Source organism: Bradyrhizobium paxllaeri (genome assembly GCF_001693515.2).
In the GTDB taxonomy this organism is placed as follows: Bacteria; Pseudomonadota; Alphaproteobacteria; order Rhizobiales; family Xanthobacteraceae; genus Bradyrhizobium; species Bradyrhizobium paxllaeri.
In genome coordinates this window covers 6,096,296-6,108,389 of the sequence record NZ_CP042968.1, presented here as the reverse complement: position 1 = coordinate 6,108,389, position 12,094 = coordinate 6,096,296, and the positions used below count along the sequence as shown (strand labels likewise).

11 protein-coding genes are annotated in these 12,094 nt (G+C 61.2%); 6 read left to right on the top strand and 5 right to left on the bottom strand.

The window, feature by feature from the left end:
- Nucleotides 1–24 precede the first annotated feature (24 nt).
- The 3 genes from LMTR21_RS29190 to LMTR21_RS29180 form a co-directional block, all read right to left on the bottom strand.
- The gene (locus LMTR21_RS29190) at nt 25–1,149 is read right to left on the bottom strand and encodes an OpgC domain-containing protein (RefSeq protein WP_246175901.1); all 1,125 of its coding nucleotides are present in this window, start codon (nt 1,147–1,149) and stop codon (nt 25–27) included.
- A 220-nt stretch (nt 1,150–1,369) separates the two neighbouring features.
- Complete coding sequence (locus LMTR21_RS29185; RefSeq protein ID WP_065754267.1) at nt 1,370–1,645, bottom strand: hypothetical protein; 276 nt, start codon at nt 1,643–1,645, stop codon at nt 1,370–1,372.
- Nucleotides 1,646–1,814: 169 nt separating this feature from the next.
- Nucleotides 1,815–2,453 carry a LexA family transcriptional regulator gene (locus tag LMTR21_RS29180; RefSeq protein WP_065754507.1) on the bottom strand — a complete coding sequence of 213 codons (639 nt, stop codon included), beginning with the start codon at nt 2,451–2,453 and terminating at the stop codon, nt 1,815–1,817.
- Nucleotides 2,454–2,583: 130 nt separating this feature from the next.
- Here LMTR21_RS29180 and LMTR21_RS29175 point away from each other — a divergent pair, with 130 nt between their 5' ends.
- The gene (locus LMTR21_RS29175; RefSeq protein ID WP_065754268.1) at nt 2,584–3,282 is read left to right on the top strand and encodes a GcrA family cell cycle regulator; all 699 of its coding nucleotides are present in this window, start codon (nt 2,584–2,586) and stop codon (nt 3,280–3,282) included.
- A 47-nt stretch (nt 3,283–3,329) separates the two neighbouring features.
- On the top strand, nt 3,330–3,905 hold the full coding sequence (locus tag LMTR21_RS29170) for a DUF6456 domain-containing protein (RefSeq protein ID WP_065754269.1): 576 nt from the start codon (nt 3,330–3,332) through the stop codon (nt 3,903–3,905).
- Here LMTR21_RS29170 and bamA read toward each other — a convergent pair.
- Complete coding sequence (gene bamA / locus LMTR21_RS29165) at nt 3,886–6,150, bottom strand: outer membrane protein assembly factor BamA (protein ID WP_246174422.1); 2,265 nt, start codon at nt 6,148–6,150, stop codon at nt 3,886–3,888. The two genes, LMTR21_RS29170 and bamA, sit on opposite strands and share 20 nt — an antisense overlap.
- Before the next feature lie 327 nt (nt 6,151–6,477).
- Here bamA and LMTR21_RS29160 point away from each other — a divergent pair, with 327 nt between their 5' ends.
- A complete protein-coding gene (locus LMTR21_RS29160) occupies nt 6,478–7,530 on the top strand; it encodes a hypothetical protein (protein ID WP_065754509.1) in 1,053 nt (350 codons plus the stop codon).
- Nucleotides 7,531–7,551: 21 nt separating this feature from the next.
- On the opposite strand, the gene LMTR21_RS29155 is transcribed toward LMTR21_RS29160, so the two are convergent.
- Nucleotides 7,552–9,108 (bottom strand): winged helix-turn-helix domain-containing tetratricopeptide repeat protein, encoded by a 1,557-nt coding sequence (locus tag LMTR21_RS29155; RefSeq protein WP_065754510.1) that lies wholly within the window; start codon nt 9,106–9,108, stop codon nt 7,552–7,554.
- Between the two features lie 142 nt (nt 9,109–9,250).
- On the opposite strand from LMTR21_RS29155, the gene mddA reads away from it, so the two are divergent.
- The 3 genes from mddA to LMTR21_RS29140 all read left to right on the top strand — a co-directional run bounded on the left by mddA (nt 9,251) and on the right by LMTR21_RS29140 (nt 12,049).
- The gene (gene mddA / locus LMTR21_RS29150; RefSeq protein WP_065754270.1) at nt 9,251–10,027 is read left to right on the top strand and encodes a methanethiol S-methyltransferase; all 777 of its coding nucleotides are present in this window, start codon (nt 9,251–9,253) and stop codon (nt 10,025–10,027) included.
- A 36-nt stretch (nt 10,028–10,063) separates the two neighbouring features.
- Nucleotides 10,064–10,486 (top strand): GFA family protein, encoded by a 423-nt coding sequence (locus tag LMTR21_RS29145; protein ID WP_065754271.1) that lies wholly within the window; start codon nt 10,064–10,066, stop codon nt 10,484–10,486.
- A gap of 300 nt (nt 10,487–10,786) precedes the next feature.
- Complete coding sequence (locus LMTR21_RS29140) at nt 10,787–12,049, top strand: CaiB/BaiF CoA transferase family protein (RefSeq protein WP_065754272.1); 1,263 nt, start codon at nt 10,787–10,789, stop codon at nt 12,047–12,049.
- Nucleotides 12,050–12,094: the final 45 nt, after the last annotated feature.

Below are 12,094 nucleotides of genomic sequence, written 5' to 3'. Positions count from 1 at the left end.
TCGTGGAGAACAAGCCGGCGCGAATTACTTCGCGAACCGGCCTTCCTCCGATAGTCGCGTCAGTGCCGGAGCTCGGAATGCCGGCTTTTGATCCTGCCGTTTGGACCACGACACATAGTAGGCCACGCCGGTCATGATCGAAATCCCGGTGAAGCTGACCAGCACGTGCATCAGAAGCGAGTCTGGGCCTGTGATCAGGACGAGGTGCGCGGCAAACGAAAGAAACACACCGGCGCAGAACACAGCCAGCCATTCCTGGCCGCATGTGATGACCGGCTGCAGCGCCGGCCATCTGAATCCGGACCAGTCTCGCGGCACCAAATAGGCAAAGAGAAAAGCCAGCGCGAGGAAGTGAAGCACCCTGTGCGGGGCGAGAGTTTCCTTGTCTTTCGATAGAAGGGCATCGCGCAGGAGGTCTGGGACGATGCCGGCCTGGGGAAACTTCGCCGCCACCGTCACCGCTAACGCAAAGAGCAGGTATAGCCACGCAGCGGCACGCAGGATCGCGAGGTCCTGAAGCGTACGAAGGGTACGCATTTGATTCGCTCCGCTCAGGGCAAACCAGGCACCGAGCACGAACAGGAGTTGCCAGCAGAACGGGTTGAGGTACCACTTTCCATCCGGAAACGAAGACAGATTCCAGTCGAACTGGCGGGCTGCCGCGTAGAGCCCGATCGACCCCGCCATCGTGATGTTGGGCCGGCGGACCAGGCCGAACAGAACGAGCGGGAAGGCCGCCATCAGCACGATGAAGAGCTGCAGCACCTCGAGATTGAGCGGCTTGGCCTGCAGCAGCAGGCCATGAATCAGTGTCCGGATCGTATGGTCGACGATCCCCGTGACGTTGAAATCGCCGATGAGTTCAGATGCCCGGGACTTGCGCGCGACATATCCGATTAGATCGATATAGACCACGAACAGGACAATATAGGCGGCGTAAAGCTGCCACAGCCGCTTGAAGATGCGGGTAGCCGTAACGATGAAGCCGCGCTCCAGCATCATCGTTCCATAGAGGACCGCGGCAGCGTAGCCGCCGACGAACACGAACAGGTCAGTCGCGCCGCTGAAGCCGAAATTGCGCATGGTCAGCAGGCTGACCGCATTATGGGGGACGTGATCCAGAAAAAGAACCCAGGCCGCGATACCCAGCAGCAGGCAGAGTCGGAGATCGCCATCGCGCGCGGCGAGATCAGCCTTCATTGACGGAGACATTGTTGATTTAAGAACTTTGCAAGTCGGAGGAATCGAATCGCGACAATACCGCGACTGTCCGCACCGTCGGAATAGAGTTTGCGTGAAGAATATTTAAGCAAGCCGTCGATGATTGAAGCGGCTTAACGATCACAATGTTTTGACGGAATAGCGAGGCTCACGCGCGCTCATGCTTGCGCAAGTCACGGAGGTGATCGAAATGGTTGGCTTGCAGATCGGCGCCGGTCGCCGCGATGTCGGGCAAGGACGCTTCGCTGAGAATCTCGGCAGTGATATCTTCAACCGAGCAATCGGCGATTTCATGAATGAAGCTGATATTCCTGTACTCACCCGACGCGACCCGGGAAATGACCTCGCGCCTGGTGATTTCCGGATCGACGATGGCTTCGCGGCCGCGCCGGCCGTAGTCGATCATCACGACGAAATACTGCATGCTGGCGATCTGACCTCATTCCGTACTCTGAAATCGATCGACAGAGTATTTAGGAAAATCCGAATTCTGTAAGGATAAAATTCGGAAAAGCGGAAATTATGCGTGACGGCGCGAGGCGGGCAGTCGCTCGGCGGCTTCGGCCCGATTCGGCAATCGTAAGTCACGGGCTTTATTTTTCCGGCGTGCGGCCACCCGGCGTCCTTGCCGCCTTGCGTGCCCGGGCGGCTGCCTTGTTACGCAACCGCTCGATCTGGCCCCTGGGCAGCGTGACGCAGATCTCGCCGATCCATTCCAGCTTGACGCCGGTGATCGGCTTGGCATTGAAACTCGTGAGATTGACCGCGGTCGGAGATTTTCCGCGCTCGATCGTCTTCAGATAGCGCTCGCCCGTCTTCAGGCGAACGGCGGCTTCCTCGCCGTAAAAGCTCGACAGCGGGTGACGCTGCTCGCGATAGACCACGATAATATCGCCATTCTCGTATTTCGGCAGCATGGAATCGCCTGATACCTCAAAGGCGATGGTCTCTTCGGCGATCGGGAAGGGCAGTTCGACTTCGCCGAGGCCCTCCGGCGGCACCTGTTCGTGTTCCGGCTCGATCGAGGCGCCGGCGCCGACCCGGCCCATGATCGGCACCGAGTTCAGTTCGAGATATTCGATGATCGGTGCGATCTCTGACGCCTTGATCAGGCGTATCCCTGACAGGATCTCGGAGACGGCGCCAGGGCGAACGCCCATTGCGGCCGCCAGCCCGCCCTTGGTCTTGCCCGGCTTTTCCAGGCCCAGCTCGATCAATCTGATGTCCAGCATGGTCGAATCCTTCCGAATTCCGGAAATCATATCAGTTCCGATTATCCGAAATCAAGCTTGACTTTCATTTCGGAATATCAGAAATTGAGGGCCGACGTCGGGCGGCGTTGACAAGAGCAAGGACAACAAAATGGAACTGTCGAACTGGGCGCCCGAGCACTCGGACGCGCTGCGGGAATTTATTGCCAAAGGCTTGAGCTTTTCGGAGGCCGCGCAGGCGATCAACTCACGATTCAATACGTCCTACTCTCGCAATGCTGCGCTCGGGCGCGCCCGTCGCCTGGGGCTGGGGTCGGACGATCGTCGGCAACCGATGATACCCACCAAACCGGCAAACCCGCACGACATCGCAGAGCCCCGTGCCAGCGATTCCAGGACCTCTACGCTTGTCTGGCCGGTTCCGCTATTCAAGGCGGCCAAGCCGCTCAAGCTGCGCTGCGTTGAGATCGAGCCACGGCATCTCTCCGTGACCGAACTGGAGAAGGATGATTGCCGCTATCCCTACGGTGGCGATGGAGAGAACGAGGCCATCACCTTCTGCGGCCATCCGCGCCGCCCGGGTTCGGCTTACTGCACGCCGCACTTTCATTTGAGTCGAAATCCGGTCATGCCGCCCGAACGCGCGATGAGTTCCGGTGTGCTGCGGGTGGTTGGAGGCGGCATAAAGAATGCTGATGTGACGGGCGTGGCCGACAGGCTGAAGCGGCTGCCGCGGCGGCATCGGATCGCGCACCTGCGCGCGCTGATCGGGCTTGAGCCGGAGGGCGGCATCAGGCGCGAACTGTCCGAATTGCTCAGCGAGGAGATATCGGACGCGTCGATTGAATAGACCTTCCGGTCAAACTTGAATTCCACTGCTTTCAAGGAGCACATCAGATGCCGAGAGCCAAACGCCGAAAGCCGTACGATCCTGCCAGGACGCATGACCGGAGATCCCGTGACTTGTTACGCAACGCCGAAGTCGCAACCGTGGAGGTCGATAATCCCCTGGCGCTGGAGCCGGGCGAGAAGATCGTTGCGCTGCGTTCGATCCGCAACGATCCACTCGCTCGCCTGCATTCGCACCGCCAAATCGACGAGGCGCAGTATCAGGCGGGGCGTGCGTTCCAGAGCGACTGGGAGAAGGCCGAGCGGGGACCGCGCGCGGTCGATCCGAGCCGCGACTATGTCGATGGCGGGCAGCGGCGCGAGCCGATTACCGAGGGCCAGCGCAAGGCCGTGCTGCGGTTGAACCGGGCCGAACGTGAGCTTGGTGCCGATGGTTCGGCGCTGGTGCATGACGTCCTGGTTCACGGAATGACCATGGAGCAGATCGGCCAGCGCAGAGGCCTGCACACGGGGCGCTGGAAAGACTATTTTTCAAAGCGATTCCGCGAGTGCCTCGACCGGCTGGCGCTATTGTACGGGTTCGCGACGGAGCATCCCGTTCCCGTCAAAAGCCTCCAGCGCTGAATCGCAGAGGCTGCACCACGTCATAGGCCGCCTTGGTCAACGGTACGGCGTAGTCGACGGTTAGGGCACCGAACGGCGAGGCCCAGGTCAGGCCTGCGCCGACCGACGAGCGCACGACGTTCTTGTTGGCGACCTGAAGCCCTGCCGTCGAGCCGCTGTAGCGGAAGACGCTGCCGGCATCGACGAAGGCGGTGGCCCTGAGGCCGTACTCGTTGGGTATGCCGGGGATCGCACTCTGCAGTTCGGCGGTCGTCGCCCAATAGGCGCTGCCGCCGACATTATCCATCGTGGTGCCCGACGTCAGGTCGCGCGGGCCGAATCCGTTCGGGGCAAAGCCGCGCACCATGGTCGGCCCGCCGAAGAAATTATTCATCAGCGGCACCTGCTGGCCACCCCAGCCGGTGACGTAACCGCCCTGGGCGCGAACCATGCCGACCAGATCGCTACTGAGCGATTTGTAGTAGCGCACGTCTTCCGTCGTCTTCAGAAACTTTACGTCGCCGCCCAGTCCCGCCAGATCCTGGCTGAGCTGTGACCTGATTCCACTGGTCGGGCTCTTTATGTTGTCGAGCGTGCTGTAGGTCGTCACGCTGCCGGGAGCGGAGACCCACGTCGGACCGGCGGCCGCCGCCTCCCGGACGGCCAGCGAAGGTGTCAGGCCGGAGCTGTTCGGCGATAGCGTGATGTTCTGATTGTAGATCGCATAGCGCCATTGCACGCCGATTTCCTCGGTGATCGGCGTGCCCAGCAGCAGTCTCGCGCCATAAATGGTGCTGCCGTAGGATTGGTAGCTGCTGGCGTCGTTCTGGCGGCCGAAGAGTTCGATTCCAGCCGCGACCTTTGTGCCGAGAAAATAGGGCTCGGACGCGGCCAGGTTGATCCCGCGCGCATACTGGCCGTAAGTGAAAACGGACTGCAGATTCTTGCCGGTGCCGTAGAAATTGCGTTCGCCCAGTTTGACCTCGACCAGCGCGCCGTCGACGGTCGAGTAACCGCCGGCGATGTTGAAGTCGCCGGTGGCCTGGTCGACCGCCTCGACATCGAGGATGATGTGATCGGGCGCCGAGCCCGGCCGATTCGATACTTTCACTGTCTTGAAGTAGTTCAAATTCTTCAGGCGCCGCTCGGCCCGGTCGATCAGCGTTTTGTTGTAGGGATCGCCTTCCGCGATATCGAATTCGCGACGGATCACGTAATCGCGGGTACGCGTGTTGCCACGAATTTCGATCCGTTCGACATAGGCGCGAGGTCCCTGTTCGATCACGAAGGCAACGTCGATGCGTTGCGTGGCGGCATCGCGGGTGAGGCGAGGGGTCGCCTCCGCAAAGGGATAGCCAAGCTTTGCCATTTCGATGGCCAGAAGCTCGGTGGTTTTATCCAGCGCATTGCCGTCGAACACTGCGCCCGCGTGGGCGGTGGGAAGAGCACGAAGCCTGTCGCAATCCATGCCGGGAACGTTGCAGGTGACGGTGACTTCCCGGAAGTGATAGAGCGGACCCTCATCGATGGCGAAGTTCAGCGTGAAGCCCTTTGCCGCCGGATCGTACTCGGCCTTGGCCGAGGGGATGCTGACATCGGCATAACCCCTGCTGCGGTAGTAACGCCGCAGCTGTTCCTGGTCCTGCGCGACACGGTCGGGATCGTAGACGTTACCGCCGGTCAGGAAACTCAGCATATGCGTGGCGGAGGTCTTGATCACCGCGCTGAGCTGCCGTTTGCCAAAAGCCTTGTTGCCGGTGAAATCGATCTGCCGCACTGGAGTCTTGGCGCCCTCCGTTATGGCGTAGACGAGGTCGACCCGGCCGTTACCACGGTCGATGATCTGCGGATCGACGCGGACCTCGGAACGGCCGGCACGCCGGTAGGCCTCGATGATACGGCCGACGTCGGACTGCACGGTGGCGCGTTGCAGCGAGCCGCGCGCCTTGGATTCGATGGCGGCGGCAAGGTCGGCGTCCTTGACCTTTTTATTGCCTTCGAATGCGACGCGGTCGAGCACGGGTGCTTCGGACAGATGCACCACTAGCCGCTCGCCGGCGCGTTCGATGGAAACCTTTTCGAACAGTCCCGTCGCAATCAGTGCCTTCAGCGCCGCGTCACGCGCGGCCTCGTCGAAACGCCCGTCGGGAGTTGCCTTGAAGTAAGAGCGTACGGTCTCGGCATCGACGCGGCGGTTGCCTTCGACGATGATCGATCCTTGCGGCGGCGGCGCGGTTTCGGCGACGACAGGTGTCGCGAAAATCAATCCGAGAACACCGGCAATTCGACAAGCGACCAGCCCCGATCGGGACGATCGGTTGTGTTGCGTGATGCGTCTAATCGCTCTGATCCCCACGTCCCGCGGGGCTCCTATTGATCACGTGAGATCGAATTGCCCGCGCAGGGCAAAAAAATGTCTGGGATAAGGTGAGTTGCGGGCGAATTTTTCGTCATACGCCACAATTTCAACGCTTTTTGTTAAGGTCGAATTTCTCAGAATTGTCGCAATGCGCGCTTCATGCTTCCTGATCGAGAGTGCTTGGGACGCATGTGCCGGAACCGTCGCATGCGTCTGCGCTCGCAGGAGCATCACATGCGATATGTCGCCTTCATTGCCGCCGCGCTCATGCTGATCCAGCCCGCGCACGCAGAGAAGGCGCCGGAGGTCGATCCGCGCGCCTCGCTCGGGGTCGTCCAGCAATGGATCTATAATTATCGGGCCAAGCCGGACTATGCCCATGTCCCGGCAGCCGTGCGTGTGCTGTTTCATTCGCAGACGTTCAAGGAGCCGGAGAATGCCGGCATCTATCTCGGCTTTATCGCCGGTGCGATCAGCTCTAATCCGGCCAAGGCCGAGCAGCTCATTGCCAGTTTCTTCCCCGTCCGGCCGGAAGACGAATGGGTGATCGTCCGCGCCATCGCCTATTCGGGGCTGCCCGACTGGAGAAACGTGCTGCGCCGGGTCGCGCCACGAATGCCGGGCCGGCGGGTCATGATCGACAGCTACCTGGCCGGTAAGCTGCCGACCTTGACCGATATCCCGCTGGAGGAAGTAAAGCCCGGCATGATGGAGAAGATGCGCGGAGCCTTCACGAAGAATCCCTTCGCCAAGGACGAGCGCAAGCTGAACACGACGCTTACGTTCGCGGGCAACCAGGATTTGCTGGATACGCTGTGGGGTTACTATTTCGCGACCGGTTCGCATGCACCGATCCAGCGCATCGTGCAGATGCTGCCATGGAGCAAGAGCCGCGACACGATCGACAAGCTGACGGTCGGAAGCATGGCGCGCTATACGCTCGCGAGTTATGCGATCCGCGATGCCAGTCTGCGTGAATATCTCCGCGGCGAACTCGGGAGACAACCGGCGGCAGTGAAGGTACCGCTCGCCGAAGTGGTCGAGGCGGCGGACACGGTGCAGATCGCAGCGCTGCGGAAGGATGCGCTGGCGGCCGTTGACGAGCTCAAGACCAAGGGCTCCGATAGCCGCCGCGACCTCAGCTTCTGGGGCCAGGTCGGCGTCGGTGCGGTCGCGCTCGGATGCGTCTCGGCCGCGGCGTTGGGGCAGGTGGCGGTCGGCATTCCCTGCGTGATCGGCGGCTCGGCGTCGCAGGGATTGCTGTCGTTCTGGGAAAAGCAGCAGTAACGCAGGCCAGGTCGCCGGCGTTCATTCCAGTCCGGCGCGGCGAAAGCCTTCGAGATAATGCTCGCGATCTGCGTCGTGCTTCCAGGGTAACTGCGTCGCGATCCAGGCGAGCGAAATATTCGGCTGGGTCCGGCGCAATTCCTGCAGGGCGGAGCGCGCGAGGTCGATCTGGCCGGTCATGCCGGCCGCGACGGTCAGCACCCGGTAGGCGCCGGTGAGATCGCCGCGCTGGCGAGTTGCCTCGCGGGCCAGCGTAATCGCTTCCTCATAGTTTCTTCCGACGAACTGGGCGTAGGCCGCAACGCCGTAGTAGATGGCGGAAGAGGGGTCTCGAGGACTCTGGCGGATGGCGCGTTGCGTCGCCGCAAAGGCATCCTCCCACCGCCCGGTATAGGTCAAGGCCAGGGCATAGTATCCCTGCGCCAGCGAGAAGTTCGGGTTGAGCTGGAGCGCCAGCTCGAACTCGGCCAGCGAATGATCGAGACGGCGCGTGGAGAAATACACGCTGCCCAGCGCCGTATGCGCCCAGGCATCCTCGCTGTCGGCGGCAATCGCCGCCAATGCCGCTTGTTCCGCAACTGGCGCCGCGGTTGCAATATCTCTCCAGCCCAGATGCACGCCGAACATGTGGTTGGTCGCGAACAGCGCTAGCGCCTGGCCGTAGTTGGGATCGATCGCAATGGCTCGTTCCAACAGCGCCTGCGCGGCGAAGCTATCGGGCCGCGTCACCCGCCAATGGTGGGACAACGCCCGCATCACCAAATCCCATGCATCCACGCTGTTGGGCGGCTTGCGCCGGCTGCGAAAATTCTCGGCGGCGTAGATCTGCGGCTCGATCGCGGTGACGATGGCGTCGGTGATTTCATCCTGCACGGCGAATACGTCCGTCAACTCGCGGTCGTAATGCTCCGCCCAGATGTGGCTGCCGGTCGCGGTGTCGTTGAGTTGTGCGGTGATGCGGACGCGGTCGCCGCTCCTTCGCACGCTGCCTTCGACCACGTAGCGCACACCAAGCTCGGCGGCGACCTGCCTCATGTGCACAGGCTTGCCCTTGTAGGTGAATGAGGAATTGCGCGCAATCACGAAGAACCAGCGCAGTTTTGACAGCGCGGTGATGATGTCTTCGCTGATTCCGTCGGAGAAATACTCCTGCTCCCGGTCGCCGCTCATATTGTCGAACGGCAGCACAGCTATCGCCGGGCGGTCGGGAAGCGCGAGCGCCGCACGTGGCTGTTCTGCTTCCGCCGGCGGTGCGGCACGCGCTTCGCATGGACTATTCACGTCACCGACGAAGCGAATCCCCTTGCGCGGAATGGTGCGGATCAGCCTCTGCTCCTTGCCGTTGTCGCCGATCGCGCTACGGGCAGCGTTGATCCGGCTGTCCAGCGTGGAGTCCGAGACGATCCGTCCTCCCCACACCAGCGCAATGAGATCATCGCGGCTGACCACGCGATGTCGGTGCTTCAGCAGGTGAACCAGCAAGTCGAATACCTGCGGTTGCATCGCAACTAGATCGCTGCCACGCCGCAGCTCGCGGCGATCGGTGTCCAGGATGTGGTTATCGAAGTTGAATCTCACTTGCCCCATCATCTTTCCTAAAGAAACAATCAAGTCCGTCTAATGAAGAGCTGAAGCGTAAGGCAAAGTTTCGTGGCCGCTTTTGCGGCATCCTGAGAGAATCAGGAGTTGCGATTCCATTGCCTGTAGCGGAGCCAATTTCATGACGGAAATCCAAGCCATCCGCCCGGCGAATCCGGGCAATCACGCGCTAAGATTCACTGCATTTCTGTTCGGAGGTGTGGCCTATCTCACATTTCTGTTCACGATTATGTACGCCATCGGGTTCGTATCAGGCATCGCCGTGCCGAAGGCGATCGATACCGGCGCGAAATCGGGAACATTCGAGGCAATTGTCGTCAATCTTGCGCTGATGGCGTTATTTGCCATCCAACATAGCGTCATGGCGCGCAAATCGTTCAAACACTGGTGGACGCAGTTTATTCCGCAGTCAGTCGAGCGCAGCACCTATGTGCTTTGCGCAAGCCTGACACTGTTGTTGCTGTTCTGGCAATGGCGTCCAATGCCGGACCTGATCTGGAGCATCCAGGAGCCCGACATGGCCGTGGCGATCGCGACATTGTCGTTCGTCGGTTGGGTGATCGTGTTCACGAGCACCTTCCTGATCAATCATTTCGAGCTGTTCGGATTGCACCAGGTCGCCAACAATCTCGCCGGTCGCGAGATGCCGCCGCCGGTCTTCCGGACGCCGTTCTTCTACCGCTTTGTCCGGCACCCGATCTATCTCGGTTTCATCATCGCCTTCTGGGCGGCGCCGACGATGAGCGCGGGACATCTGCTGTTTGCCGTCGTAACCACGGCCTACATATTCATCGGCATCATGCTGGAGGAGCGCGATCTGATTGACATGTTCGGCGACGAATATCGCCGCTACCGGGAGCGCGTTTCGATGTTGTTTCCCTGGTGCAAACTGACCTGATCACTTTGTGATTATGTGCAAGGAGAGGGAGGAATCATGAAACATACTGGAAGCTGTTTTTGCGGCGCGGTCGAGGTCCAGGTCACCGGTGCGCCGGAAGGCATGGGTTATTGCCATTGCCGTTCCTGCCGTTCGTGGTCCGGCGGGCCGGTGAACGCGTTCACCCTTTGGAAACCGGAGGCGGTACAAATCACGGCAGGAGCGCAACACGTTGCAACCTTCGAGAAGACGCCGATGAGTCAGCGCAAGTACTGCAAGGAGTGCGGTGGTCATCTGATGACCAATCATCCGACGCTCGGGCTGGTCGACGTCTTCGCCGCAACTCTCCCGACATTTCCCTTCACGCCCGGCGTACACGTCAACTACGCCGAGACGGTGCTGCCGATGCGGGACGGGTTGCCCAAGCTCAAAGACTTTCCTGCCGAACTCGGCGGCTCCGGTGAGATGATTACCGAATAGGGAAAGCCCGCTTTCACTGAGGTAACGACGCGGCGAACGCCGCTCGCAGCGGGTCCTCGCCAAGCCACCGCTCGGCTCTTTGGGCCAACCGGGATGAATCAACGGTCCGTCCCGCTCTGCAGCATGGCCGCGGGGGCAACGCTGCGGACTCATGCACCGTCACGAGAGCTATGTCGGCGGAACGTCCCGCCCTGCAAAATAGGGGTTTGGCGTTGCCCACCCGGTTCCGGTAGAAAGCCTTGAAGTCGCGGCGAAAAGCCTTTGTTTCGCCAGGCAGAATAACAAGGGGAAACGCCGGAAATGACTGCCAAGCCGCAATTGCCGGAGCGAATGCCGCGCGCCAAGGGAGAGCCGACGGCCCTGGATGGTCTATTGGTCGTCGATTTCACCCGGGTCGTGGCAGGTCCGGCCTGCACGCAGACGCTGGCCGATTTCGGCGCCGAAGTGATCAAGATCGAAAACCCCGACGGAGGCGACGATACCCGTCACTATGAGCACGCGGAAATCGGCGGCGAGAGCGCGGCGTTCCTCAGTCTCAATCGCAACAAGCGCGGCATTGTGCTCGATTTCAACAATCCGGCGGCGCTCGAAGTCGCCCGCGAACTGATCGCGAAAGCGGACGTCGTGGTGGAGAATTTCTCCGGCGGCGTGATGAAGAAGTTCGGTCTCGATTATGCTTCCGTCGCGCCGACCAATCCGCGGCTGATCTATTGCTCGATCTCCGCCTATGGCCGCAAGGGCGATTTCGCCTTGCGTCCGGGCTTCGATCCGATCACGCAGGCCGAAAGCGGCTTCATGTCGCTCAACGGGTTTCCGGATGGCGAGCCGGTGCGAACCGGTCCGCCGATCGTCGACATGGCGACGGGCATGTCGGCATGCAACGCGATCCTGCTGGCGCTGATCGCCCGCGACCGGCTGGGCCGCGGCCAGCAGGTCGAGGTCGCGCTGATCGATACTGCCGTGTCGATGACCGGTTTCTACGGCATGGCGTATCTGATCAGCGGCGCGAATCCGGGCCGCTTCGGCAATTCACCGAACGGCTCGCCCACCGTCGGCCTCTACCAGGCTTCCGATGGGCCGCTCTACATGGCCTGCGCCAATGACCGCCTGTATCGCCGGCTCGTAGTCGATGTGCTCGATCGGCCGGATCTCGTCACCGATCCCCGGTTCGCGCACCGGAAAGACCGAACAGCCAACAGGGAAAAGTTGCGTGCCGTCATCGCCGGCGTTTTTGCCAGCGACAGCCTTGAGCACTGGATGGCGAAGATGAAGAAGGCCAACATACCGGTCGGCTATCTGCGCACCGTGGAGGAAGGCTTCAACGCGCCGGAAGTGCGCGACCGCCATCGTCTCAGCCGGATTCCGCATCCGACCGCGGGCGCGATCCCCAATATTGAAACGCCGCTGCAGATGAGCCTGACGCCAACCATCGATCCGGTGGCGGCGCCGCTGCTCGGCGAGCATACCAGGGAAGTGCTCCGAAAGACCCTCGGCTATGATGAGCGACGTATGGCTGATCTGGCCGAGGCAGGGGCTTTCGGGAAGGTGGGCAATACGGCTTGAGCGGCGCCGACCGGCACCGCCGCATCTCGCAAATGAATAACGTCC